This window comes from Sphingobium xenophagum, from assembly GCF_002288285.1.
In the GTDB taxonomy this organism is placed as follows: Bacteria; Pseudomonadota; Alphaproteobacteria; order Sphingomonadales; family Sphingomonadaceae; genus Sphingobium; species Sphingobium xenophagum.
The window spans coordinates 21,800-45,528 of the sequence record NZ_CP022750.1 but is presented as its reverse complement, the minus strand read 5'-3'; the positions used below and the strand labels follow the sequence as shown (position 1 = coordinate 45,528).

Annotated in this window: 25 protein-coding genes and 3 pseudogenes; 4 read left to right on the top strand and 24 right to left on the bottom strand. The window is 64.5% G+C overall.

Features of this window, described 5'->3' with window-relative positions:
- Positions 1-32 precede the first annotated feature (32 nt).
- From CJD35_RS21820 to CJD35_RS21810, 3 genes are all read right to left on the bottom strand, one after another.
- The gene (locus CJD35_RS21820) at positions 33-206 is read right to left on the bottom strand and encodes a hypothetical protein (RefSeq protein WP_236704401.1); all 174 of its coding nucleotides are present in this window, start codon (positions 204-206) and stop codon (positions 33-35) included.
- Positions 207-775: 569 nt separating this feature from the next.
- On the bottom strand, positions 776-1,225 hold the full coding sequence (locus tag CJD35_RS21815) for a type II toxin-antitoxin system PemK/MazF family toxin (protein WP_119184528.1): 450 nt from the start codon (positions 1,223-1,225) through the stop codon (positions 776-778).
- Positions 1,222-1,707: a helix-turn-helix domain-containing protein gene (locus CJD35_RS21810; RefSeq protein ID WP_017503469.1), complete on the bottom strand. Its 486-nt coding sequence runs from the start codon at positions 1,705-1,707 to the stop codon at positions 1,222-1,224. The genes CJD35_RS21815 and CJD35_RS21810 overlap by 4 nt, the downstream gene beginning before the upstream one ends.
- 600 nt (positions 1,708-2,307) lie before the next feature.
- Here CJD35_RS21810 and CJD35_RS21805 point away from each other — a divergent pair.
- On the top strand, positions 2,308-3,231 hold the full coding sequence (locus CJD35_RS21805; RefSeq protein ID WP_095687575.1) for an ArdC family protein: 924 nt from the start codon (positions 2,308-2,310) through the stop codon (positions 3,229-3,231).
- A 121-nt stretch (positions 3,232-3,352) separates the two neighbouring features.
- Here CJD35_RS21805 and copM read toward each other — a convergent pair whose 3' ends face one another.
- From copM to CJD35_RS21710, 19 genes and pseudogenes are all read right to left on the bottom strand, one after another.
- Positions 3,353-3,739, bottom strand: a complete 387-nt coding sequence (copM, locus tag CJD35_RS21800; RefSeq protein WP_235527226.1) for a CopM family metallochaperone — start codon at positions 3,737-3,739, stop codon at positions 3,353-3,355.
- A 58-nt stretch (positions 3,740-3,797) separates the two neighbouring features.
- The gene (locus tag CJD35_RS21795; protein WP_244917367.1) at positions 3,798-4,046 is read right to left on the bottom strand and encodes a hypothetical protein; all 249 of its coding nucleotides are present in this window, start codon (positions 4,044-4,046) and stop codon (positions 3,798-3,800) included.
- Between the two features lie 202 nt (positions 4,047-4,248).
- Complete coding sequence (locus CJD35_RS21790) at positions 4,249-4,857, bottom strand: DedA family protein (protein WP_019368201.1); 609 nt, start codon at positions 4,855-4,857, stop codon at positions 4,249-4,251.
- Positions 4,858-4,869: 12 nt separating this feature from the next.
- On the bottom strand, positions 4,870-5,247 hold the full coding sequence (locus tag CJD35_RS21785) for a hypothetical protein (protein ID WP_053556598.1): 378 nt from the start codon (positions 5,245-5,247) through the stop codon (positions 4,870-4,872).
- 98 nt (positions 5,248-5,345) lie between these two features.
- Positions 5,346-5,801: an MgtC/SapB family protein gene (locus CJD35_RS21780; protein ID WP_053556572.1), complete on the bottom strand. Its 456-nt coding sequence runs from the start codon at positions 5,799-5,801 to the stop codon at positions 5,346-5,348.
- A gap of 114 nt (positions 5,802-5,915) precedes the next feature.
- Positions 5,916-6,665, bottom strand: a complete 750-nt coding sequence (locus tag CJD35_RS21775) for an HAD-IIB family hydrolase (protein ID WP_053556571.1) — start codon at positions 6,663-6,665, stop codon at positions 5,916-5,918.
- A pseudogene (locus tag CJD35_RS21770) lies at positions 6,662-9,162 on the bottom strand (heavy metal translocating P-type ATPase). The gene CJD35_RS21775 and the pseudogene CJD35_RS21770 overlap by 4 nt, the downstream one beginning before the upstream one ends.
- Complete coding sequence (locus CJD35_RS21765; protein ID WP_053556569.1) at positions 9,159-9,767, bottom strand: cation efflux transmembrane domain-containing protein; 609 nt, start codon at positions 9,765-9,767, stop codon at positions 9,159-9,161. The pseudogene CJD35_RS21770 and the gene CJD35_RS21765 overlap by 4 nt, the downstream one beginning before the upstream one ends.
- Complete coding sequence (locus tag CJD35_RS21760) at positions 9,764-10,450, bottom strand: ZIP family metal transporter (RefSeq protein ID WP_053556568.1); 687 nt, start codon at positions 10,448-10,450, stop codon at positions 9,764-9,766. The genes CJD35_RS21765 and CJD35_RS21760 overlap by 4 nt, the downstream gene beginning before the upstream one ends.
- Before the next feature lie 3 nt (positions 10,451-10,453).
- Complete coding sequence (locus CJD35_RS21755; protein WP_053556597.1) at positions 10,454-10,837, bottom strand: hypothetical protein; 384 nt, start codon at positions 10,835-10,837, stop codon at positions 10,454-10,456.
- A 5-nt stretch (positions 10,838-10,842) separates the two neighbouring features.
- Positions 10,843-11,730: a bestrophin family protein gene (locus tag CJD35_RS21750; RefSeq protein ID WP_053556567.1), complete on the bottom strand. Its 888-nt coding sequence runs from the start codon at positions 11,728-11,730 to the stop codon at positions 10,843-10,845.
- 31 nt (positions 11,731-11,761) lie between these two features.
- Positions 11,762-12,103 carry a flagellar hook-basal body complex protein FliE gene (gene fliE / locus CJD35_RS21745; RefSeq protein WP_007406845.1) on the bottom strand — a complete coding sequence of 114 codons (342 nt, stop codon included), beginning with the start codon at positions 12,101-12,103 and terminating at the stop codon, positions 11,762-11,764.
- Positions 12,104-12,148: 45 nt separating this feature from the next.
- Positions 12,149-12,523, bottom strand: a complete 375-nt coding sequence (locus CJD35_RS21740) for a hypothetical protein (RefSeq protein ID WP_053556566.1) — start codon at positions 12,521-12,523, stop codon at positions 12,149-12,151.
- A complete protein-coding gene (locus CJD35_RS21735) occupies positions 12,520-13,008 on the bottom strand; it encodes an SRPBCC family protein (protein WP_053556565.1) in 489 nt (162 codons plus the stop codon). Before CJD35_RS21735 ends, CJD35_RS21740 begins: the two co-directional genes overlap by 4 nt.
- Positions 13,009-13,061: 53 nt before the next feature.
- Positions 13,062-16,306, bottom strand: a pseudogene (locus tag CJD35_RS21730) (efflux RND transporter permease subunit).
- A gap of 3 nt (positions 16,307-16,309) precedes the next feature.
- Positions 16,310-17,485: an efflux RND transporter periplasmic adaptor subunit gene (locus tag CJD35_RS21725; protein WP_053556563.1), complete on the bottom strand. Its 1,176-nt coding sequence runs from the start codon at positions 17,483-17,485 to the stop codon at positions 16,310-16,312.
- A complete protein-coding gene (locus tag CJD35_RS21720) occupies positions 17,485-18,762 on the bottom strand; it encodes a TolC family protein (protein ID WP_053556562.1) in 1,278 nt (425 codons plus the stop codon). Before CJD35_RS21720 ends, CJD35_RS21725 begins: the two co-directional genes overlap by 1 nt.
- A 60-nt stretch (positions 18,763-18,822) precedes the next feature.
- Positions 18,823-19,118 (bottom strand): annotated as a pseudogene (locus CJD35_RS23535) (hypothetical protein).
- Between the two features lie 65 nt (positions 19,119-19,183).
- Positions 19,184-19,834, bottom strand: coding sequence for a cation efflux transmembrane domain-containing protein (locus CJD35_RS21710; RefSeq protein WP_053556561.1), 651 nt, complete (start codon positions 19,832-19,834; stop codon positions 19,184-19,186).
- Positions 19,835-19,907: 73 nt separating this feature from the next.
- Between CJD35_RS21710 and CJD35_RS21705 the strand changes: the two genes are divergently transcribed.
- The 3 genes from CJD35_RS21705 to CJD35_RS21695 all read left to right on the top strand — a co-directional run bounded on the left by CJD35_RS21705 (position 19,908) and on the right by CJD35_RS21695 (position 22,820).
- A complete protein-coding gene (locus tag CJD35_RS21705; RefSeq protein WP_053556560.1) occupies positions 19,908-20,294 on the top strand; it encodes a MerR family transcriptional regulator in 387 nt (128 codons plus the stop codon).
- Positions 20,295-20,731: 437 nt separating this feature from the next.
- Positions 20,732-20,923, top strand: coding sequence for a hypothetical protein (locus tag CJD35_RS21700; protein WP_053556559.1), 192 nt, complete (start codon positions 20,732-20,734; stop codon positions 20,921-20,923).
- Positions 20,924-20,966: 43 nt separating this feature from the next.
- Complete coding sequence (locus CJD35_RS21695; protein ID WP_053556558.1) at positions 20,967-22,820, top strand: ParB/RepB/Spo0J family partition protein; 1,854 nt, start codon at positions 20,967-20,969, stop codon at positions 22,818-22,820.
- A 171-nt stretch (positions 22,821-22,991) separates the two neighbouring features.
- Here CJD35_RS21695 and CJD35_RS21690 read toward each other — a convergent pair whose 3' ends face one another.
- Both CJD35_RS21690 and CJD35_RS22580 read right to left on the bottom strand, forming a co-directional pair.
- Positions 22,992-23,357, bottom strand: a complete 366-nt coding sequence (locus CJD35_RS21690; protein ID WP_017503420.1) for a hypothetical protein — start codon at positions 23,355-23,357, stop codon at positions 22,992-22,994.
- Positions 23,358-23,521: 164 nt separating this feature from the next.
- Positions 23,522-23,710, bottom strand: coding sequence for a hypothetical protein (locus tag CJD35_RS22580; protein ID WP_144423769.1), 189 nt, complete (start codon positions 23,708-23,710; stop codon positions 23,522-23,524).
- Positions 23,711-23,729: the final 19 nt, after the last annotated feature.

The following is a 23,729-nucleotide window of genomic DNA, read 5'->3' as shown; positions in this document are numbered from 1 at the left end:
ATCTCCTTTCAGGAGGCTATTCAGGGTGCGAATTACTGGCGGAAAACCTTGATGATGGAGAGGGCGATGTGGAGCAGTTGCACCACCACTCGCCCCAAGGCCACCACCGTCTTCAAAGTGGACGGACGGATCAGGCGCTTTGCCCAATGCTGCCGTCGCACCGTCTTCGTTCGCGCACGCTTCTCGTTCAGACCAAGCTTTCGCATGGCGTCCTCCTCTGCCAACCCCCACACCATGCAGGGGCGCCGCCGAGGCTTTGGAGGGTGGGGTAGAAGCACGTTAACCCTGAACACCAAGGCGGACACCGGGCCGTCCGGTGGCCGCCCGCGGCGCCGCTCGCTCGCACGCACGGAGCCACAAAGCAGAGAAGGTTTCTTCTCCAGGAGGGGTTTCCCCCTCGGTTGATGGCGACACATCCCCTTTCAAACTGAACGAGAGTGTGATGCCCTAGCGCACTTCGCTAGTCAACGAATAAAATCCGCTCACAGCGAATTTATTGCTCTGCCTAAGCGGCGGCCGACGACGTTCCGCCCTTCCCTGCCATGCGACTGGACGACTCGATGCCAATCTACCGGCGAGCAGGTCATTATGTCTGAAGCTTGCGGGCTGCGTGCCAGTGCCGCAGATAAGCCAAGGGCCGCCCTTTTGAGGCGGCCCCGACCATTTAGTTCCCTCGCGGGAAACGGACACTCCCCAGGGGGAGGCCGCGCGTGCTCCCCATGTAGAAACCCATCCCTTACGATTCAACTAAAATCTGAAAGGACATCAACCGGCCTTACGCGCCGGAACCGGTGGGCGTAGGCGGCACCCCCTGAGGCGGCGACGGGGGCGTCGAGGGCACCGGCAGCCAGGCCAACACAAGGCGCAGCATGTCGTCGAACTCCCCGACCGGCATTCGCATGATGCCGCCTTTGTCAGGGATTAGCCGGCTCACCGCCACGGTCGTCAGCTTGTCGCAGATCGCGAACGCCGCCCGACCGTCAATCGTGGTCTGCAGCGGAAAGGCCCACTTGTTTCCTGGCTGCGCTGCCGTCGAGCAGGGCACCACCGTGACCGCGCCATGCAACGTGTTCTTGAACGACACGATGATGACGGGGCGCCGCTTCCAGAACTCCGGGAGCTGGGCGTCTTGCGGAAAGTCACACCAGTAGAGCTGACGGATGCTTGGCGCGGCCGTAACCCTCGGTTCCACTTTCGGGGGTGGATCTTGGATATGCGCGTTCACTCGTCGTCATCCTGTACCAGACGCAGCTTAGGCGCCCCGGCCCGGTTCTGACGGCGCTTCGCCAACTCGGCCTTGTCCTTGATCTCAGCCAGCTTCTCGACCGCGAACGGCGCTACTGCCTTAATCAGCCCATCGAGATGGTAGATGTTGGTGCGGCTGCCGGTTTCGGTCCGCCGCTCCTCGCGACGGATATACCCTGCCCCCTCCAGCGCAGCGATGTGCTTCTGGATCGTGCGCGGATGAACGTCCATCGCCTTCGCCATCGTGGTCTTGGACGGAAAGGGCTTGCCCTCCGCCGTCCACCATTTGCTCGCCAGATACACGATGATGTTGAGATCGAGCGGCGACAGCATGAGCTGGCGCTGATTTTCGATGATGACGCTCGGCAATGCAGTCCAGCCCGCATCCATCAGCGGCTTGGTCCACTTCTTCTCATTCGTTCGCAGATCGGCGCTGCTGTCCTTTTGCTTTTTCGCAGCCATGTGATTATCCTTTCTGGCTGCAAATATGCCCCTCGCGCGAAGGGGATTCAAGTTTGAGGGGGCGGCACTAGGGGCGCCCCACAGGGCGCGCAGGCCGCCCCCTCCCCGGCCCTTTGGGCCGCCCACCCGGGAGCCGCACGGGGCCTACAAAGCATAGGACATCCCCATATAGGAACCGCTCAGGATACACTCCTGGCGTATCAACCGAGGATAAACCCAGCGGGAGCCCCCACGGCCTCCCCCTCTCCCCGTGTTTTCCTATTCGCGCTGCCGCAAGGCAGGTGTGCCACGTGGCACACCCCCCATGACACGCCTGGAGCGTGGCACAGCTTGTTGGGCACGCTGCCCTCCCCCGGAGGCCAGACCGGTGCCGGGGAACACCAAGGGCGGCTGCCCTTTCGTTCCCGAACGACAATCAGGCCCCCCGTGTAATCCGCCAAACGCGGCCCCCGACGCCCTGCGGAGCGTCGGCCGCGCTAGGCGGCTCGCCCGCGCCAGAGGCCAGATTCTCGCCCTCCCTCCCCATCCCGTTCCTCGCCGGAAAGGCAGAGCCGGTTGCTGTTGCGACCGGCTTTCAGCCTCAAAGGAAAGGAAGACATCATGGGACGGATCACCGACAATCGAGCTGACATCTATCAGGAAATCACCGATCAGATGATCGCGATGATCGAGGCCGGCACCCGGCCGTGGTCGAAATCGTGGAATGGCAGCACCGCACCGAATATCCCGCTCCGCTCGACCGGCGTTCCCTATCGGGGCATCAACGTCCTGACCCTTTGGGTTGCCGCCATGACCAAGGGCTATGCCTCTCCGCATTGGCTGACCTTCAAGCAAGCGCTTGCGCTTGGTGGATGCGTCCGCAAGGGCGAGAAGGGTTCGACCGTCGTCTATGCCAACAAGATTGAGGTTGACGCCGACAAGGGTGGAGAGAGCAGCGAGGACGGCAAGCGTCAGGTGGCGTTCCTTAAGCGCTATACCGTTTTCAATGCCGAGCAGATCGATGGCATCGAGGCGAAATATCCAACCCCCGCGCCAATCATCACCGCAACCAATCCCGATGAGCGGGATGCCGAGCTGGACGCGCTTTTCGCTCGCATCTCCGTCACCCTTAAACACTTCGGATCGCAGCCCTATTATCAGCCGAGCGGCGATCATGTGGTCATGCCCGAGTTTGCCGATTTCCACACCAGCGATGACTATTATTCGACCCTAGCGCACGAACTTTGCCACGCGACGGGACATGTTGACCGACTTGCCCGTCCCTCTCTCATTTCCACGAAGCGCGAGGACTACGCCCGAGAGGAATTGGTTGCCGAGCTAGGGGCGGCGTTCGTCAGCGCGACCATCGGCATCAAGCTTCACGATCGTGAAGACCACGCCGCCTATCTGGCGAGTTGGCTACAGGCCCTGCGCAACGACAAGCGGTGCATCTTCACCGCCGCCCGCCTAGCCCAGGACGCGTCCGACTGGCTCTTGAGCCGCATGGCCGTTGAGACGGCCCCTGAACTGGACGAGGCGGCATGAGCGCCCCCACGATCCCGGCCCCGACGAGGGCCGGGACGTGGCGGCGCGACTGGCCTATGATCCCAAAATCACGACCGTCGCCATCATTGACGGCGGTGAGCGCCACCTTTTCAATCAGCCGCTACTTTCGGGGTTGCCGACGTGCAAGCCAGGTCCGCATTTCGGCGATCTCGCGCCTTTGGGTTGCCACCACTGCGGCCGCGAGGCGGCGCACGGCGGGATCTCGGCCATACTTCAATTCGATTTCAGCCATCGCGATAGCGCCTTCATGATGGGGAATCATCGCGCGCATAAAATCGGCGTCGGCATCACCCGTGAAGGCTACGTCCATATCGCCATGCATCTTGGCATTTGCGGCCCGGTAGGCCCGCGTAGCGGGCGGCTCGTTTAGCGAGCCTGACACGGCACCAGTTGACCCATGCTGGGTATGCTGTGCCTTCGCGGAAAGCGGGGTTAAGACGGCGGTCATTGCCAGCATCAGCGCGAACGGCCTGTTGCTTCCGATCATTACGATTCGTCTCCAGTGATAGTGATTTGGTTCATGGGGCGGGCGAAGGTGGCTCGCTTCAGCGTCCAGACTGCCGCCCCGCCGCCGCGTCGAGCTCGGCCACGGCTTGCGCCGCGGCCTCGCAGTCGCTGCCGGTCTCTTGGCCCCGCTCGCAGCGTGTGACGACCAGTCTCGCCTCTTCCGCGTGGAAGCGGAAATAGCCGGCGTCGCGTGGTTTAATCAGCCCGCATCCGGACAGAACGATTGTTGCGGCAACGGCGATGATCGCCTGCTGCTTGCTGTTCCCCATTATGTCGATCCTCTCCATATTCCGGCCCAACGCCACTTCCCTCCGTTGCGACGCCATGCGTGAAATCCGCTGCGGTGAAGCCTTCCAACCAATCTGATGAGGATGATCGCGCTGGCTGGTGAGATCAGGCTAAAGGCACGTGCAAAGCGTGTGATGCGGACAAGCATCGAAGCTGCCATGAGCCAAAGGCCGGCAGGAAACGCGGGCAGCAGGTCAGCCATCAATGGCCACCCCTTGATCGCCCGAAAGTCGCGACCCGCCAAAGATACCAGATGACGGCCAGCGCGAGCACGGCGTTGCTGACCGGTTCGATGACGCTCGCCACCTGGCTATAGCGTTCGCCCAGCTCATAGCCCGCCAGCACGAGGATAACGGTCCATATGGCCGAGCCGGTGAGCGTCGAGACCAAGAATGGACCAAGGGGCATCCCGCTGACCCCTGCGGGCACCGAAATCAGGGTCCGGACTCCCGGGACCATGCGCCCGAACAGAACCGCCCAACGACCGTAGCGGTCGAACCAGCGGTCGACATGATCGACCTCACCGGGCGTCAACGTCAGCCATCGGCCGTGGCGGGAAGCAAAGCGCTTCAATCGTTCGATGCCGATCCAGCGGCCGACATAGTACCACAGCACCGCCCCTGCAGCCGATCCGAGGGTGCCGGCGATTGCCACCACCCACAGCGAGCCGCGCCCCTGCGCAGCGGTGTAGCCGGCAAGTGGCAAAATCACTTCCGACGGGATTGGCGGAAAGACGTTTTCGGCCAGCATCAGCAGGAAGACGCCAAAGCCGCCGAGTGACGCGAGGATCGATGTTATGATGTCGAACACAAACCAGCCTCGTCAGAAGATCCAATAGGAGATCGCGCAAATTACGAGCAGGAGGGCGGCGACGGACCCAACGATCCGATTTTCCAGGCGCGGACATTCGACGTTCCTGATCCGCACGGCGACCTGCCAAGCGGGTCGAACCGGACACCGCCATGAACCTGCGGCAATCCGATCCAGCTCGGCATCAGACAATCCGAAGAACGATTTTGCTTCACCGCGCGATCGTCCCGCCAACCCCATCACCCGCAGCACCACGTCGCTCCATGCGACATCGATCGCGCTCGGCCGATCGACCATCGTGCCGCGCGCGTCACCGCCCGCCCACGAGGGGGACAGCAGGCCGATGATCTGGTGGGGATTGCGCTCCAGCAGCGTCGCCCAGCGCAGCAAGCGATGTTGGCGGTCTCGCGCCGCGATGGTCGTCGCCGGTGACCAGCGCCGGGTAAGGGATCGCACAGGCCGCATCCATCGGCTCGCCCAAGGGGTCGTCATGGGCTCGCCGAGCTGCCGACGTCGCCATTGGTGGCACGCTTGAGCGGACGAGAGCAGCGCAGGGTGAGGAAGGTGGTGGCGCTCAGGATGAAGGCGATGTCGTATAGGCCGTAGCCTACGGCCGCGCCGAGAGCCCCAGTCGCCCACAGACTGGCCGCCGTCGCCGTACCTGACGCCTTGTCGCCCTTCTTCAGAATCGCGCCGCCCCCGATGAAGCCGACGCCCGTAATCAGACCTTCGAGCAACCTGGCTTGCGCTGGAGACGTGCGGCCGAGGATCGCGATGCCCACCAGCACGAAGCCGCAACTGGCGATGGCAACCAACGGGAATGTACGGATGCCTGCGCTGCGGGCGTCCTTCTCGCGATCCCAGCCAACAGGAAGGGCGAGCGCGTAGGCGACGGCGAGACTGATGATATGGGTGGCGATCTCCCACCACGAGCTTTGAAACATGCCGGCCTGCCTGTTCTACGCGATTGCTCCAGATCGGAGGTAAAGGGCTAAGGTCGGGACGAGAGTCCCACAGACGTTCAGGCCCAAGGCGGGGATCGCGAACATCGGCGATCCCTACCGGTGCAGACATGCGATGATGGCTGTCACGACGGCGGTGGTTTCCGCAACGTCGCGCACTCTCACCGTATCGAGGCCAATTTCAGCGGCGGGATAGTCATTCCCACCGGGGAAGATCGCGTCGCCGATGAACAGCATCCCGTCGAGCGGGACGCCGCTTTCAGCACTCAGGCGCTTCAGGCCATAGCCCTTGTCCACCCCTGCCCTGGTCACGTCGATCGATGTCGTGCCACCTAGATTGATCGAGAGGTCCGGCAGCGTCGCGCGCAACGTGGCCTGCAACGCGGTCCTCTTCTTTCGGTCGGGATCCCACGCTTCCTTTTCCTTTAGCGGCGCTCCCTGCCCCAGCCCCGAAAAGGTGATCTGGCTGCCCCGGTCCTCGATCCGTTCGCCCCAGATACGTTCGTCGGCGAGGCTGGCATCGGTCAGGGCTTGATCGAAGGCCGCGCGGATCGTCGCCTTCTCTGCGTCGTCGAACAGCTCGGCATAGACCGCGCGCCAAGCGCCGTTGATGAACCGATAGAGTTTTGTGCCTGTGGTCGGCATCAACCAGAGACGGTCAAGCGCGGCGCCGGCAGGAAGACGCGAGGCGACCTGCTTTTCGAACTGCGGCCAGTCCCCGCCCGAGATCACCGCCACATCCGTGACGGCGAGCAATCGGGCGAGGGTTGTGGCCATATCCTCCGACAGCGGCCGCTTGCTCTCGGCAAGCGTGCCGTCGAGGTCGAAGGCGATCATCCACTTCATGCCGCCTTCCCCGCCGGATCGCGGTAGGCGAGCAGCCTGAGCGCATTGATGACAACAAGCAGCGTTGATCCCTCATGAACCGCCACCGCTGGCCCAATACCGAGGCCCAGGATGGTGGCAGGAACGAGGAAGGCGACCACGCCCAGGCTGACGAAGACGTTCTGGCGGATGATCCCGCGTGTGTGACGGCTCAAGCCGACCGCGAACGGCAGGTGCGCCAGATCGTCGGCCATCAATGCGACGTCGGCTGTCTCCAGCGCCACGTCCGAGCCCGCCGCGCCCATTGCAATGCCGACCGTTGCACTGGCCATCGCCGGCGCGTCGTTCACGCCGTCGCCGACCATCGCGACCTTGTCTTCACCGGCGAGCTTCTTGATCGCGGCAACCTTGTCTTCGGGCATGAGGTCGCCCCACGCCTCATCGATCCCGACTTCGTTGGCGATCGCTTCGGCGACTTTCTGGTGGTCGCCAGAGATCATTATCATCCGCGACACGCCCATCTCGTGCAGCCGGCGCAGCGCGGTCTTTGCCGCTTCGCGGGGCGTGTCCATCAGGCCGATCGCGCCCAGGTCGCGGTCCCCCTTGCGGACCACCATCGTCGTGCGACCGTTCTCGCGCAGTTTCGCGATCGCGTCCTGCGCTCCCTGCCCCAGCGCCGGAATACCCTCACTCCCGAACATCTCGGCCTTCCCGATCCAGACCGTCTCGCCATCCACGCTCGCGGTGACGCCCCGACCGGTCAGGCTCTTGAGGTCGCCGGCAGTCGGCACGGCACGATCGTTCAGTCGTTCGCGACCGTCCTTGACGATCGCTTGGGCCAGAGGATGGTCGCTCAACGCTTCGACGGCGACGGCCAGCGCCAGCAGCTCGCCTTCATCGGCGCCATCGACGGGCACCACATCGGTGATGCGCGGACGACCTTCGGTCAGCGTGCCCGTCTTGTCGAAAGCGATCGCCTTGAGCGACCCAAGGTTTTCGAGCGGTGCACCGCCCTTCACGAGCACGCCGCCCCGCGCTGCACGGGCAACGCCAGACAGGACAGCGCTCGGAGTTGCGATGGCGAGCGCGCACGGGCTTGCCGCCACCAGTACCGCCATCGCGCGATAGAAGCTGTCGCGGAACGGCTCGTCGACGACCACCCATGCGAAGAGCAGGAGCACCGACAGGATCAGGACAGCAGGCACGAAGATCCGCTCAAACCGATCGGTGAAGCGCTGCGTCGGCGACTTCTGCGTCTCCGCTTCGCTCACCATCTTCACGACCTTGGCGAGTGCGCTTTCGTTGGAACGGCGCGTCACCTCGATCTCGATCGCGCCGCCGCCGTTGATCGTACCGGCAAAAACCCGGCTTTCCGCGTCCACCGCATCGGGCTTTGCGCGTGCCGCCGCAGCGTCGGCGACCGGCACCTTGTCGACCGGGATGCTTTCACCCGTCACCGGGGCCTGGTTGATCGCGCTCGTGCCCTTGATGACGAAGCCGTCGGCGGGCAGGCGCTCATTCGGGCGCACGATGGCGATGTCCCCGACGACCATCTGTTCGACAGGGATTTCGCTAGTTTCCCCGTCGCGACGCACGGTCGCGGTTTCCGGGGCGAGCTTCGCCAGCGCCTCGATCGCCTTCTTGGCGCGACCCATCGCGTAATGCTCGAGCGCGTGACCAAGGCTGAACAGGAACAGCAGCAGCGCGCCTTCGGCCCATGCGCCCAGCGCAGCGGCGCCGGCGGCAGCGACCAACATCAGCGTGTCGATCTCGAACTTCTTCATCCGAAGGTTATCGATCGCCTCGCGCAGCGTGAAGAATCCGCCGAAAAAGTAGGCTGTGATGTAGCAGGCGGTCGGCAGCCACTCCGGTGCGCCGGCAACTAGCCTCTCGATCGCATAGCCGATCCCCAGCAGCGCGCCGCAGGCGAGCGCGAAGATCAGCTCGGTGTTGGGGCCAAGAAACTCGGCATGGCTATGGTCGTGGCCATCGCCGGGACCGTGCTTCTCCTCGCTCATGCCGTGGCCCCCGGCCCGTGGTCGTGGCCGGCATGGTCGTCGGCCGCGACCCGCTTGCCCACACCGACCTTCAGCTTGCCAAGTGCGGCGCGGACCTCCTCTTCGGTGGTTTCGCGTCGATCATACTCGACCCGAACCGAGCCGCTGGTGCTGGCGCTTGCCTGGACCACGCCGGGCAAGGCGCACAGCGCATCGCTGACGGTGCGTGCCCGACGCTCGTGATTGATACCTGTAACCTGCCAGATTGCATGGCCGTAGCGGTCGGTGATCTCGGCGCCCGCGGCGCGCACCATCTCGCGCACGCGCGGCAGCGGCAGCTTGGCAGCATCGAAATGGATGCACAGCGCCGCCGGCGTGTCGCCGTCGAGGCAGATCACATGCGCCCGCTCCACGCCTTCGCGCTTGGATAGGGTCGACACAAGACGGTCCAGGCAGGCATCGGCCGCATCAGGCAGGTCCGGCAACAGCACTGGAATATCGAGTTCGAGCTTGTCGTTCATGACGACCTCCTTTCGCTTTTCTTGGTTTCGGCGCGCGCATCGCGCAGGATTTCGACACCGCCCTTGATGGCGATGATGGCGGTGGCGAAGCCGACCAGCAGGTCCGGCCAGTTGGTGCCCAGCCACAACACCAGCACGCCGGCGATCAGGATGCCGCCGTTGGAAATGAAGTCGTTGAAGCTGAAGGTGGTGGCGGCCCGGAGATTGACGTCCGGATCCTTGAGGCGCTGAAGCAGCCGCAGGCAGAGGTAGTTCACGACACCGGCAATCGCCGACATGACCATCATCGTCGGTCCGATCGGCTCGCTGCCTTGCACGTAGCGCCGTGCGACATCGAGCAGAATGCCGCCCGCGAAGATCAGCAGCATGACGCCCGACGCCATCGCGGCGCGTGTCTTCCATGTCTTGCCCCGGGTGAGCGCCACGAGGCTCAGCGCGTACACGGCGGTGTCTGACAGGTTGTCGACGCCGTTGGCGATCAGCGCGCTCGAATCCGCGAAGAAGCCCGAGACGAAGAAGCCTGCCGCAATCGCCGCGTTCAGCAGCAGGACGATCCAGAGAGTGCGGCGCTCCTGTCCGCCGTTGTTGTCATTGCTCGAGATCATCCCATAATCTCCTCAAGCGTGAGCAGGGCCAGGAACCCCACGAAGAACATCGAGCTGATGAGCGGGGTGTCGGGTTTCTCGTGCGCCTCGACCAGCAGCTCCTCCGTGACGAGATAGAGCAGCGCCATCAGCCCGAAGCTGAGGAAGCCGGCGACCATCACCGGCGACAGCGTGGCGACGGGCACGGCCGCAAGCGCGCCGAGCGGCAGCAGCAGCGCCAATGCCGACACGATCACGATAATGCGAAGGCGCGAGCGATAGGTTTCCGCCAGCTCGTCGGTCAGCGTCAGCCCTAGGAACAACACTTCCAGCGTCAGCGCGATCGTCAGCAGGAAACCCGCCTTTTCGCCCGCCACGAAGGCGAGGCCGAGCACCAAGCCGTCGACCAGAATGTCAATGCCGATCGCGGCGAGCAGCGCCATCGGTCCTTTGAAGCGGGCTTCGAATGCCTTGAGCCCTAGCATCGTCGCAACGCCCGCCGCCCCGCCGATCAACGTCGCGCTGGGCGACGCCTCATGCTTGACCTGCGGCAGGATTTCAGTCGCGGCCGCCGCGAACACGACCCCTGCCGCGAGATGCTGGAGGCCGGCCACAAGGTTGGGCTTCAACTTGGTGCGGCTCGCTATGATCGCGCCGAGCACGACCGCCAGCACAGGCGCAAGCGTGTAAAGCAGTGCCTGCATATCCTATGATCCCTCCGGGGTTCGGTGACAGACGTGGATTTTCCCGCGCCGCATGAAGGCGATCGCCCCGCCCGCCACGACGGCCCGTGACTGGTTGCCGCGAAATTCATCACCGGTTCGCTGGGCGCGCAGGATCTCGGTCCTGCCCTTCGGCAGCCAGGTTACGGCCATCTTCAGGCCGTCGTCGATGAAGTCGACATCGGCGCGGGTGCCGTCGTCGCAATACATGATGCGCTGCGCGATCAGCCTTGGCGTCACACGCTTGTCGTGAGCCGGTTCGACAGGTTCGCTCGGAGCCGGGTTGCACGCCCCTACAATCACGCCGGTGACGAGAACGACGCCAACGCGCGCGATCGTCAGCCCGGGCAGATGCAGCAAGGCGCGCATGCCCATCACCACAGCACCCCGTGGTCAGGTGTCAGCGGCTCGGGGGCCGGAAGTCCCGCGGTTTGGAGAAGGTCGATCTCGATCGTGCGACACATTGCCGTGAGCGGGACATCGTGGACGCTATTGGCGAACGGATCGGTCAGATCCTCGCCGATGCTCAGCACCGCGAGGAAGACGAGTCCGATCAGCGTCGATCCGATCGGCGTGGCAAGGCCCAGGGATTCGACCAGCGCGATCGGGAGCAGCACGCAGAACACACGCGTGAAGAGGTTCGGGAAGAACCGAAAGCCATTGGGCAGCGGCGTGTTCTTGATCCGCTCCATGCCGCCCTGCGCATTGGCGATGTCGATCAGGACGCGCTCCACAGTTGCCTGCTGGATTTCGGTGATCCGACCTTCCGCGAGCGCGTCGGCGTAAATGCCCGATATGTCCTCCAGGAGCGCGTTGGCAGGGTTCAGGCGGGCGACCGCCATATCGGCGACTTCCGTTCCAGCGACCCGGGCAATCTCTTCATAGGGCGATTGTCGGCGAAGCTGGCAGCGCATCGAGTGCGCAAAGGCGATCTGCCGCAGGATGATGTTGTGCCGCATCTCACTGCCCTCGGGTTCCCCCTTGGTCAGGCTGCGCGTGATCCGGGCCAAGCTGCGCGAGGCATTGATGAGCGCGCCCCAAAGAGTTCGCGCTTCCCACCAGCGTGCATAAGCGGCGTTGGTCCGAAACCCCATGAAGAGCGCGATGGCAGTGCCGAACAGCGCCGTCGGCAAAGGCGGTTCCTTGATCGGGGTCATCATGTGGAATGCCGTCACCGCCACGTCCCACACGAACAGGATCGTGAGAGGCTTCCAAACCTCGACAATAATCTGCTTGAATCGTGGCCTTGTGCCGACAATCATACCAATACCGCCTTAGTTATCTTCGCGATCGTCATCCGATCGGCATGTTCATGATGTCTCGATATGCAGACAGCAGCTTGTTCCGGACTTGCAGCGTCGCCTCGAAAGTAATGGATGCACGGCTCTGGATGAGCGCGACGGTTGCAATGTCGGTGGTTTCGCCCCGTTCATATGCTTCGGTGACGACATCCTCCTGCTCCTGGGTCTCGTTGACCTTCGCCACCACGGCATTGAGGGTGTCGGCAAAGGTTGAGGCTGGAGCGGTCGGCGTCACGCCGGGCGGTGCCGTCGGCTGCGCCTCGCGCAAGGCGCGGCTTCGCGCGATTACTTCGGCGCGAATGGCCATCACATTCGAGATCGACGTGTCAGACATCGTTTCTCTCCCGTTGCGGTGCGACGTGTCGGAAGACATGACGGTTCATCGGGTGCCCTCCCGTTCGCAGGTCCGCGTGCGGCCTTCGCCTTCCACGATGGTGAGCTGCGACCCCTTGAAGGTCGCGGTGGCTGTCTCGCCGACATATTGGAGGCCCTGCGCTGGCGCGGTCAGCGTCATGGGCACGGCGCTGCTGGAGCGCCGCAAATCGATCTGCAGGCCGTTGTCCTTGTAGTCGACGAACAGCGGTTCCCCGTCGGAACAGCGATAGGGATGGCGCCCCATTTCCCCGGTCGCCACGGCGCTGTCGGATGAATGGATTTGCTGCTCCGTTGGCGGGGCTGGCGGCTTGCTTTCCGTGCAAGCCGCCAGCCCGACAACGAGGATGAGGGCGGGCAGTACCCGCTTCAACGGCGTCATCGCGCCTTCCTCCTGTAGCGGGAGGGGACGCGCTGACGATTGATCCCACGGGCAGGCTGACCCACCCGCCAGCGCAGATAGGTCGCAAGTCGATCGTCGGCATCGACCATCAGGGACCGCAGACGACGCAACATCATCGCCGCGAACGGCAAAGACAGCGCCCCGCGCAGCGTGCAGCTATGTGTTAGCCTGGTGCCACCGTCGTCCCCTGCCAGCTCGTACCGCTCTTCGAGCGTGAACAGATAAGGGATGCCGCAGGACCAAGCGAAGGCGTGCGGCTTGTCGAATTGATCGACCATGGCCGGCGTCCGAATTGGCCGGGTGATGCCCTGGATCGCGAAGGTACATTCCGTCTCGCCAAGCTGGCAGGGGTTGTCGAGGAATACGAGCGGACTCCAAGCCCGGCGATGATCCGGATCGGTGATCGCCGACCAGATCCGCAGTGGCCCGCCGTGAAGCATTGAGCTGGTTATGGTGCGAGGCATATCCCCATCTCCCAGAGATGAGCGGGGCGATCGCGGATCGCCCCGCGCACCCATCAGGCCAAGTTGTTCACGAAGGTCTGACCGTGGTCGTCCCCTTCATGCTCCTCATTGTAGTGCTCGGGCTTCTCGATCGCCTTCTGCCCGAACCGGGCGTAGAGCGTCGGCAGCACGAACAGCGTCAGCAACGTCGCCGAGATCAGGCCGCCGATGACGACGGTCGCCAATGGCTTTTGCACCTCCGCGCCCGCGCCCTCGCCAAGCGCCATCGGAACGAAGCCGAGGCTGGCGACGAGCGCGGTCATGACGACTGGCCGCAGACGCTGCATTGCGCCGACATGGGCCGCCTCCTCGCGCGATAGCCCCGACCGGATCAGATCCTGGATTGAGCTGACCATGACGAGGCCGTTGAGGACCGCGATGCCCGACAAGGCGATGAAGCCCACCGCCGCCGAGATCGAGAAGTCCATGCCGCGCAGGAAGAGCAGCAGGACGCCGCCCACCAGCGCGAAGGGCACGCCGGTGAACACGATCGCGGCATCGCGGACCGATCCAAGCGCACCGTAAAGGAGCAACAGGATCAGGATGAAACAGGCCGGAATGACTAGCTTCAGCCGTTCGCTCGCCGATTGCAGGTTCTCGAACTGACCGCCCCATTCGAGATAGGCACCGGCAGGCAGCCGGACCTGGCTGCCGATCGCCGCCTGCGCGTCTGCAACGACGCTACCGACGTCGCGACCACGCACGTTGGCTTGCACCACCACGCGCCGCTTCCCGTTTTCGCGGCTGATCTGATTGGGACCGTCGACGACCTTGATGTCAGCGACACTGGACAGCGGCACATAGCCGCCCCCGCCACCGGCACCTGCACCTGTTCCAGCAGGCCAATGTCAGCGCGCTGCGTCTCCGACAGGCGGATCACCACCGGGAAGCGGCGGTCGCCCTCGAAGATCTGGCCCGAGGTGCGTCCGCCGATTGTCGCGGTGACGGTATCCTGCACATCCTGCGCGGTGACGCCCAGGCGCGCCATCGCGTCACGATTGACGCGAATGTCGAGCATGGGCAGGCCCGTCGTTTGCTCGACCTTCACGTCCGCCGCGCCCTGCGTTTTGCGCAGTACGGCGGCGATTTGCTCGGCCGTCCGGTTCATCGTGTTGAAGTCGTCGCCGAACACCTTCACCGCGATGTCACCGCGCACGCCGGCGATCAGCTCGTTGAAGCGCATTTGGATAGGCTGGGTGATCTCATAGGCGTTGCCCGGGATTTTTGCGAGATTTCCCTCGATCCGGCTGACCAGCTCCTCCTTGGCAAGATCGGGATTTGGCCAATCCTTGCGCGGCTTCAGGATGACGAACATGTCGGTGGCGTTGGGCGGCATCGGGTCGGAAGCGAGTTCCGCCGTGCCCGTCTTGGAATAGACGAACGCCACCTCCGGCTGCTTCGACATCATCCGTTCGATCGGCACCTGCATCGCCTGACTTTGCTGGACCGACGTGGCGGGGATGCGCAGCGATTGGATCAGCAGGTCGCCTTCATCGAGCTGTGGCAGGAACACCGAGCCGAGCGTCGTGAAGGCGAGCGCCGCCACGACAAGGCTGCCGACACCCGCGCCGATCGTCAGGGTCGGGCGCTTCATTGCCCGGTCAAGACCGGGCTCGTAGCGCTTCTTCAGCCACGTGATGATGCGGCCGTCCTTCTCCTCAACCTTCTTCGACAGCCAGATCGCGATCATGGCCGGCACGAAGGTGATCGAGAGGATGAAGGCGAAGGCGAGCGCGATGATGACGGTGAGCGCCATCGGCACGAACGTCTTGCCCTCCACGCCGGTCAGCGTGAGCAGCGGCACATAGACAAGGATGATGATCGCCTGCCCGTATACCGAGGGGCGGATCATCTCGCGCGCGGCGGCCGCCACGGTCGCGAGCCGTTCCCTTACGCTCAGCAAGCGACCTTCATGATGCTGTTGCTCGGCAAGCCGTCTCAGCGCGTTCTCCACGATGATGACAGCGCCGTCGACGATCAGACCAAAGTCCAAGGCGCCAAGGCTCATCAGGTTCGCCGAGACGCCGGCACGCAGCATCCCGAAGCCGGTCAGCATCATGGTGATCGGGATGACCAGCGCCGCGATCAGCGCCGCGCGGAAATTGCCGAGCAGCAGGAAGAGCACGACGATGACCAGCACCGCGCCTTCCGACAGGTTCTTGGCGACCGTCTTGATCGTCGAGTTGACCAGCTCGGTGCGGTTGAGCACCGGCTGAACCACGACGTCGGGTGGCAGCGAGGCGTTGATCGACTTCAGCTTCTCGGCGACGGCCGTGGACACGACGCGGCTGTTCTCGCCGATCCGCATGATCGCGGTGCCGACAACGACTTCCGTGCCGTTCTCCGAGGCCGAACCCATGCGGATCGCCTGCCCCGTCTTCACGGTCGCGACTTGTTCGACCGTGATCGGCACGCCGTTACGTGTCGCGATCACGGTCCTGGCCAACTCGCCGGCATTGCGCACGAGCGCATCCGAGCGGACAGCCAGACCTTCGCCATTGCGATTGACGAAGCCGCCGCCGACGCTGGTGTTGTTGCGCTCCAGCGCGTTGCCCAGGTCCGTCAGCGTGATGCCGAGTGAAGCCAGCTTCTGCACATCGGGCACGACGAGGAACTGCTTGGCGTACCCGCCAATCGAGTCGACGCCGGCGAGGCCCGGTGTGTTCTTCAGAAGCGGCGTGACGATCCAGTCCTGCGCGGTGCGCAGGTAGGTCGCCTTGTCCTCTTCAGTCGTCAGTCGCTCACCCTCTGGCGTGATGTAACTGCCATCGGGCTGTTGGCCCGGTTCACCGGGCTTGTGCTTGTCGTCCTCGCGATGCTCGAGCCGGACGGTGTACATGTACACCTCGCCCAGGCCCGTCGCGATCGGACCCATTTCGGGGTTCACGCCATCGGGCAGGTTCTCTTGCACGCCCTGCAGACGCTCGCCCACCTGCTGGCGGGCGAAATAGATGTCCGTAGAGTCGGAGAAGACCGCAGTGATCTGCGCGAAGCCATTACGGCTCAGCGAGCGCGTATATTCGATGCCGGGGGTGCCGGCGAGCGCGGTTTCGATCGGGAATGACACCTGCTTCTCGACCAGCTCGGGCGAGAGCGCGGGTGCGCGGACGTTAATCTGCACCTGGTTGTTGGTGATGTCCGGCACTGCGTCGATCGGCAGCCGGTAAAGCGAAAACGCGCCAATAACGGCGACGATGGCGGTGAGCAGCAGGACAAGCCAGCGCTTCTCGACCGCCCATGTGACGATGCGGGCGATCATGGCTTAATCCTCGTGGCTCGCTTCGCCCTTGCCGATCTCGGCCTTGAGCGTGAAGCTTCCGGTGGTGGCGATTTGTTCGTTGCCGGTGAGACCCGAGCGGACGATCACCGTGTCGCCCGACGCATCGCCGAGCTGCACCGGGGTCGCCTTGAAGCCCGTAGGTGTGCGAACGAACACGACCGACTTGCCCTCGAAGCTCTGCACGGCCGTCGTCGGCACGCGGATTGCGCCGCTACCCCCGCTGCCCGTGAGCTGGACGGCGGCCGTCACCGGTTCGCCGACCCGCCATTCGCCGCCCCTGTTGTCGAGGGTGGCGAGCGCGGGCACGAGCCGCGTTTGCGGATCGAGCGCCGGCGACACGAAAGTGACGCGCGCGGTCGCCTGACGGCCCGCCGCCTTGACCAGCACCGTGTTGCCGGGACGCACCCGACCTGCATCCTCAGCCTTCAGGTTGAGGGCGATCGACACCTGGCTCAGGTTCGCAATGCGATAGAGTTCCGCGTCCGCCGCAACCGTCTGTCCCAGCGTCACGGGGCGAGCAATGATCTGGCCCGAGATCGGCGCGGCGATGCCGAGCCGGTTGAGACCGCCGCCGCCGACGCCCGCAGCCGACACCATGCTCTGTGCCTGCGTCAGCGCGATCCGCGCCTCCGTCGCGGCCGTGCGAGCTGCGATCAGATCCTGCTCGGGCGACACCTTCTGCGCGAACAACCGCTGCTCGCGTGCGAGGTTCGAATTGGCGAGCTGGAGCCGCGCACGCGCCGCCTCGACCTCGCCCTTGATCTGCGCCGCCTCGCGGCTCTCGATGACCGCGATGGTCTGGCCGCGGCCGACCGATTGGCCGAGGTTGCGGGTTAGCGAAACTACGCGTCCCGCGATGGCGGCCGACACCACTTGCGTCCCTTGCGGGTCGCCCTCAATGATCGCAGGCAGCTCGATCGTCCCGGCCCCACCGATAATCGGCCGTCCAATCTGCACGCCCGCTGCGGCGATCTGATCGGCGCCCAGCGTGACCACGCCTTCATCGGCATGACCGCCTTCGGCACCGCCCTTTTCCGCGCCTGCCGCTTCGTTACCGGCTGCGGCATTGGCGGTCGCCTCGTTCCCGGCATCCTTGCCGCCACAGGCAGCCAGCAGCAGGGCGAGCGATGCGACGCCCGCGAGATAGAAGTTCTTCATCACTGGTTTCCCCCATTGGGCGCAGGAGCGGTCAATCGCTCCACCTGCGCGCGGGCATTTTGATAGTTGGCGAGCGCGTCGATCGCGGCGACCCGCGTCTCGGCGAGGGTGCGTTCCGCATCGAGCAATTCGAGCTGGCCGAACTTGCCCTCGCGATAGCCAATCCGGGCGATGCGGGCGGCCTCCTGCGCAGCCGCCAGCGCCGGCCCCGACGCCGCGCGTGCGGTCGTCGCGGCATTGGCCGCCTGTGCCTGCGCGTCCGTGATGGCCTGTTCGATGTCGAGCGCGGTCACGCGGCGCTGTGCATCCGCCTGCGTCCGCTGCGCGGTCGCCTGCGCGATCGCCGCGCGACCGTTGTTGAACACCGGGATCGGGATCGACACGGTGAACACCGCCGCCATGTCGTTGGTCGCTTCCAGTCGGCGGATCGCAGGTCCGACGTTCAGGTCAGGGACGCGATTAGCGCGCGCGAGCCGCACGCCGGCCTCGGCGATCGAGAAATCCGCGTTGGCCGCCGCCAGCGCCAGCGTGCCGGTCGTGTCAGCCGGCGCGATCGGCCCATAGACGTTCGCCCCCGGGAGGCGATCGAGCAGCGTGTCATCGAGCGCACCGTCAATCGGTCGCCCGATCCGGCGCGCCAGATTGGCCCGCGCCGCCTCAGCCAAGCGAAGCTGCCGCTCCACATTGGCGTCGGCGTTGATGCGCGCGACATCTGCGCGCTGTTGCTCGAGCGGGGAGGCGCGCCCCGCCTGCACGCGAACGCTCGCAGCCCGCAGCGCGTCGCTGGCGATCCGGGCCTGATCCCGCGCCGTCGCCACCCGGCGATCGGCCGCGACCGCTTCGACATAAAGCTGCGTCACCTGAAGCCGGACATCCGCCGCGATGATCGCGGCCTGGATCTCGGCCCGGGATAATTGCGCATTGGCGACCGCGACGCGGGCGCCGCGCTTGCCGCCTAGCTCGATCGGGATCGCAAAGCCGACCGTGGATTCCGCGCTGCGGACCCCACGATACGGACCCGAGCCGATGACGTTCTCAACCTGGCCCTGGACAACCGGGTTGGGCCGCAGTCCGGCGACCGTGCGGCCCGCGCGGGCCGCATCGATCGCGGCTGTTGCCGCTTCGGCAGCAGGGGCCGAACCGCCCGCTGCACTGACCGCTTGGTCAAGCGTGTAGACCGGCGCGTCCTGCGCAAAAGGCGCGGACGGTCCGACCTGCGCCTGCGCCATAGTGGCGCACGACGCTGCGGCCAGCATGGCCGCGAGGATACGATGCATGAAAATAGGACTCCTGACGATGATCGACAGGGGCGCGCCAACGCGCGCCCAAATCGGACGTCAGGCTTGGGGGGGTCTCAAATGGACCGTGCCGGTGCGGCCATCGAGCGACGCAGAGGCGGAGATAGTCGGCTTGGGCATCGTGAGGACGTGGGTATATTCCATCGTCGTGCGCGCAGGCGCACCAACGTCATGCCCGTGGCAATAATTGTGATGGTGCGGGACGTTCTTGTCCGAATCCGATGGCACTTGATCGATGTCGCCATCGGTATGGATTGTGAACTCGACGCCCGCGATGCTCCCCCCGCCAGATCGGCGGCGTGAGCCATGCCGGAGAAACTGGTGAGGACCAGCATCAGGCATGTCAGGAGAGGCAAAAAGGCTCGCACGAACCCGCCCTTACCACGGAGAGGTTTCCATGTCATTGCAATAACTCGCGAGCCGGTGCCTTCGCGGCACGCCATGCCGGCCAGGCTTCCCCAAGCACGCGCCATGCCGAGCGCAGGAAGATCACGGCGATCAACCCGCCGACGATGATGTCCGGCCAAGCCGAGCCGGTCAGGCCGACCAATCCGGCAGCCGCGAGAACCCCGACGTTTGACGCGACATCATTGCGCGAGCACTCGAACGTGCTCGACATGTTCACATTCTCGCGGCGGAAGCGCCAGAGCAGCGCGAGGCAGATTAGGTTCGCAACCAGCGCGGCGCTGCCAACCCCGAGCATCAAGCCCGATGCCGGAGGAACGCCGTTCGCAATCTTGTCAGCGATCTCGAAAATGACCGCGACGCCGAAAGCCAGGATGATGCCACCCTTCGCCAGTGCTGCCCCCGCTTCCCAGCGCGCACCCCGATGCAATGCATAGAGACTGAGCGCATAGACCACCGCGTCGCCGAACATGTCGACCGAATCCGCCATCAAGGCAGAGGAACGCGCGACGACGCCGCCGCCAAACTCGACCACGAACATCGCGAGATTGATGAGCATCACGATGATGAGCACGCGGCGCTGCTCGGCCTTGCGACCAAGTTCCGCGATCGTGTCGCGTTTTGATGAGCAACAAGCGTCTGCCATTATCGAAGCTCGATTCGTGGATCAGACGCCCTATATGAACCCTCATCCTACTAGAGGGTCAAGAGGTTCGGCGATGAAAATCGGTGAGATCGCAAAGCGCACTGGGTTGAAGATAGAGACGGTCCGTTTCTACGAGGCAGAAGGGCTGGTTCCCGCTCCCATCCGTAGCGGTGGCAACTATCGGCTCTACGATCGCTCGCACCTTGATCGCCTGTCCTTCATCAAACGCTCGCGTGATCTGGGTTTCACGCTGAATCAGGTCCGCGCGCTTCTGCGTCTTGCAGATGATCCGCGGGGATCCTGCGCCGAGGCCGATCAGATCGCCGCGGTCCACATCGCGGAGATCGATCGCAAACTGGCCGACCTCTCGGCGCTGAGGTCGGAAATCGCGCAGTGGGGTGACACCTGCAACGCCAGCATCGTTGCCGAATGCAAGGTTATCGACGCCCTGTCGCATTGAACCAAACCAAGTCGGGCGCGACCCTGCCGGGCACGGCTCTATCGGCGCCCTGGCGTGCGCCGACCGAGCCACCGTGCCGGCGTCTCGGCCCAAAGGGTAACGATCCTCGCGTGAGGTGTGCCACATGGCACACCTGTCGCCGCCGCCCGATGGGCGCGACTTCACTCGCATAGCGCCGCGGCCCTCCCCGGAGGCCCGCCAGCGCGGGGAACACCAAGGGCTGCTGCCCTTTCGTTCCCGAAGGAAAATAGACGCCCCCGTGTTGTCCGCCAAGCGCGGCACCCGACGCCCTGACGGGCGTCGGCCGCGCTAGGGCGGCCTGCCCGCGCCAAGGCCATCGATTTTCCTCCTCCCTCCCCATCCCGCTCCTCGCCGGAGAGGCAGACCCGGTTGCTGCGGCAACCGGCTTTCAGCCGCAGGAAGAAGGAGAAAGGACAATGGCTTACACCCGATACAAGGGCGATCCCTACTGGAAACGGGCCAAGGTGGGCGGGACCAGTGCAGACGGCACCCCCTACGCCAAAGGCGACCGCGTGTTCTTCTATCCACGATCCGGCGCGACCTACGCAGGCGACGCCGCGACCCGCGCATCAGCCGAGTTCGACGAGCTGGCAAGCCTCGAAGGCTGACCCTTTCCCCCCAATCGACACCACAGATCACAGGAGTTTCATCATGGGTATCACCACCATCAAGCTGTCGCAGCTTCGCCTTTCCCCGCTCAATCAGCGGCGCGTGAAGCCTTCCGCCGTGGAAGCGATGGCCGACGACATTGCCGCGCACGGCCTGTTGCAGAACCTTGTCGCCTACGAGGACGAGGGCCTGTTCTATGTGTTCGCCGGAGGGCGGCGCTATCGGGGCCTCAAGGAACTGGCGAAGCGCAAGCGGATCAAGAACAACGACACCTTCCCCGTCGAGGTCCGCACCAAGGAGGAGGCCATCGAACTGTCGCTCGCGGAGAACTTCCAGCGCGAGGACATGCACCCCGCCGACAGCATCCGCGCCTTTGCGGCACTGCGCGACACCGGCATGGACGCCGAGGAAATCGCAGCTCGGTTCGGTCAGGCAGTCAGTTTCGTCTACAAGATGCTTCGCCTTTCCGCGCTCGCACCCACGCTGATCGACCTGATCGCCAAGGACCAGTTGTCGCTTGAGGCGGCGCGCGCGCTCACCCTCACCGAGGATCACGACCAGCAGATCAAGGTCTGCAAGGCGGCGAATGGTCACGCCCACACCATCCGGCGGATGCTCACCACGGAGAAGGTGGACACCACCAGCGGTGCGTTCCTGTTCGTCGGGCGCGATGCCTATGAGGCGAAGGGCGGGACGATAACGGTGGACCTGTTCAGCCAAGGAGCGGAAGGCTTTGCCGACCAGCCCGAGCTTGTGCAGGAACTGGCCGAAGAAAAGCTGGACGGCATTGCGGACGAATATCGTGCGATCGGTTGGCACGAGGTCCGCGCCACGCTGGAACGGCCCTATGATCTCTACATGAAGGGCAGCATCTATCCGGCCACCCGCGAGCCGACCGAGGACGAGGCGGCGCGGCTTGCCGCCATCGATGCCGAAATCGAGGCGATTGCCGAGGCCGAGGGCGAAGATAGCGACGGCATCGAGCCGCTGTCCGACGAGCGCGACACCCTCACCGAAGCGATGCGGGCGTTCAATGCGGAGCAGGTCGCAGTCGGGGGCGTGGCGCTATGGGTTTCGCATGACGGTTCGCTCGGCAAGAGCTTCTATCGCGCCAAGGCCGAGGCGAAGCCCAAAGCGAGCAGCGGCGAACCCCAACCCCTCTATAGCAACAGCCTGTTCGCGGACCTGACCCGCATCAAGACGCAGATCGTGCAGGAAGCCGTCGCGGCCGACCCGGCGCTGGCGCTCGACATCATGCTGGACAGCCTTGCAGGCCAGTTGCTCCACGGCGCGCACAGCTACCAAATGGCCCTTGAGGTTCAGGCCAAGACGGTCGCGACCGATGTGGCCGACGAGCTTATGGCAACGAGCGACGTTCGTCCCGTCGAGGAAGTGATGGCGACCCGCTTCGCATCGATCCCCGCCGAAGGCCGGTTCGAGGCAATCCGCGCCATGACCAGCGACGACAAGATGGCATTGCTGGCGGGCCTTGTCGCCATGACCGTTGACGGCACTGTGTTCGCGGGTGGCTCCCCCGGCAGTCGGCATCACCATTTCGAGCAGATCGCGCGCGCGACCGGCGTGGACATCGCAGCCCGTTGGACCGCCCCCATCGCACTGTTCGACAAGATGCGCCGAGCCGCGATGATCGACCTGTTGCGCGAGGAATGCGGTGCTTCCAGCGCCGAGAATTGCGCGACCATCAAGAAGAAGGGTGATCTTGCCGTCAATGTGTCGGGACGGCTTCCGGGAGGGTGGCTACCTGCCCCAATGAAGATTGGCGCGTTCGATCAGCCCGAGGCCGACCCGGAGGATTTCGACACCGACATGGACGGTGACGGGATCGAGGACGACGACATGGAGCGCGGCGAATTTGCCGACGATGAAATGGCCTGATCTGATCGGGGGCCGGTGATAATCGGCCCCCTTCCCTCCGTCTCAGCAGCGCCCTCGCCGCCAGCGCGACAGCCATGCCCCGCATGGCTGTCGCGCCCGCTGCCCTTGCAGGCCAGCGCGCGCCGCCCGCCCACAAGGGACGGGCGGCGCGATTGCGGCTAAGTTATAGCCTCAGTCGTAGTGTGGGCCATCCACGTGCGTGCCGCTAAAATCCACGCCGCGCCGGGTCGCCACGAGGTCGAACCGCTTGAAGAAGGCGAGGGCTTCTCCTGGCGTAACGCGCACCTCGACGGCGCGCACCGCTGCCGGAGCAGGCTCAAATTCAGCAGATCGAAGGAGGTATGCCACCAGCGACACGTCAGTCACAGGGGTGCCCCGGTTCTCTCCGGAAGCGATCCTGAATCCTACGACACGCTCGTCACTTTCGGCCTTCCCCAAGGACACCAGATAATCGGCAAGCGCGACGTTGTCGGAAATGTCCGCCGCGACAGTCCCCTTGAAGTCGTTATATTGGACGCCAGCGTTGAAGGTATCCATTCCATTTCCCCGTTCTGCTATTTCGCGCGAGCCGATCTCGCTGCGCTCCTACCTAATGCTGCGCCCCGTCATTCGTCGCTTGAAACAGCCACGAGCAAATAAGTCCGCGTTTAGCGCTGCCGGGAGCCGCAAAAGCAAAGGGCGGAAGATCGCTCTCCCGCCCCCTACCGGTGACGCTGGCGCAACTGCGCCGATGGTGCGGGGCCGGCCACACCAGCAGACCAGCCAACGATCAGTGCCCAGACGGTCTCGAAAGAAACAGAACAGAGCTTCATCACGTTAGTCACTGGGTTCAGGTTGGTGTTCTTGACCTTGTGCGCCTTGCGAGCGCGAGATTTTGAACGTGTAATCATAGGCAGTCCCTCCATGAAG

Coding starts and splice junctions, on each gene's coding strand:
- CJD35_RS21820 (WP_236704401.1), bottom strand. CDS start 206: ATGCGAAAGCTTGGTCTGAACGAGAAGCGTGCGCGAACGAAGACGGTG.
- CJD35_RS21810 (WP_017503469.1), bottom strand. CDS start 1,707: ATGGCTGCGAAAAAGCAAAAGGACAGCAGCGCCGATCTGCGAACGAAT.
- CJD35_RS21805 (WP_095687575.1), top strand. CDS start 2,308: ATGGGACGGATCACCGACAATCGAGCTGACATCTATCAGGAAATCACC.
- copM (WP_235527226.1), bottom strand. CDS start 3,739: ATGATCGGAAGCAACAGGCCGTTCGCGCTGATGCTGGCAATGACCGCC.
- CJD35_RS21795 (WP_244917367.1), bottom strand. CDS start 4,046: ATGGAGAGGATCGACATAATGGGGAACAGCAAGCAGCAGGCGATCATC.
- CJD35_RS21780 (WP_053556572.1), bottom strand. CDS start 5,801: ATGTTTCAAAGCTCGTGGTGGGAGATCGCCACCCATATCATCAGTCTC.
- CJD35_RS21775 (WP_053556571.1), bottom strand. CDS start 6,665: ATGAAGTGGATGATCGCCTTCGACCTCGACGGCACGCTTGCCGAGAGC.
- CJD35_RS21765 (WP_053556569.1), bottom strand. CDS start 9,767: ATGATCTCGAGCAATGACAACAACGGCGGACAGGAGCGCCGCACTCTC.
- CJD35_RS21760 (WP_053556568.1), bottom strand. CDS start 10,450: ATGCAGGCACTGCTTTACACGCTTGCGCCTGTGCTGGCGGTCGTGCTC.
- CJD35_RS21755 (WP_053556597.1), bottom strand. CDS start 10,837: ATGCGCGCCTTGCTGCATCTGCCCGGGCTGACGATCGCGCGCGTTGGC.
- CJD35_RS21750 (WP_053556567.1), bottom strand. CDS start 11,730: ATGATTGTCGGCACAAGGCCACGATTCAAGCAGATTATTGTCGAGGTT.
- fliE (WP_007406845.1), bottom strand. CDS start 12,103: ATGTCTGACACGTCGATCTCGAATGTGATGGCCATTCGCGCCGAAGTA.
- CJD35_RS21740 (WP_053556566.1), bottom strand. CDS start 12,523: ATGACGCCGTTGAAGCGGGTACTGCCCGCCCTCATCCTCGTTGTCGGG.
- CJD35_RS21735 (WP_053556565.1), bottom strand. CDS start 13,008: ATGCCTCGCACCATAACCAGCTCAATGCTTCACGGCGGGCCACTGCGG.
- CJD35_RS21725 (WP_053556563.1), bottom strand. CDS start 17,485: ATGAAGAACTTCTATCTCGCGGGCGTCGCATCGCTCGCCCTGCTGCTG.
- CJD35_RS21720 (WP_053556562.1), bottom strand. CDS start 18,762: ATGCATCGTATCCTCGCGGCCATGCTGGCCGCAGCGTCGTGCGCCACT.
- CJD35_RS21710 (WP_053556561.1), bottom strand. CDS start 19,834: ATGGCAGACGCTTGTTGCTCATCAAAACGCGACACGATCGCGGAACTT.
- CJD35_RS21705 (WP_053556560.1), top strand. CDS start 19,908: ATGAAAATCGGTGAGATCGCAAAGCGCACTGGGTTGAAGATAGAGACG.
- CJD35_RS21700 (WP_053556559.1), top strand. CDS start 20,732: ATGGCTTACACCCGATACAAGGGCGATCCCTACTGGAAACGGGCCAAG.
- CJD35_RS21695 (WP_053556558.1), top strand. CDS start 20,967: ATGGGTATCACCACCATCAAGCTGTCGCAGCTTCGCCTTTCCCCGCTC.
- CJD35_RS21690 (WP_017503420.1), bottom strand. CDS start 23,357: ATGGATACCTTCAACGCTGGCGTCCAATATAACGACTTCAAGGGGACT.
- CJD35_RS22580 (WP_144423769.1), bottom strand. CDS start 23,710: ATGATTACACGTTCAAAATCTCGCGCTCGCAAGGCGCACAAGGTCAAG.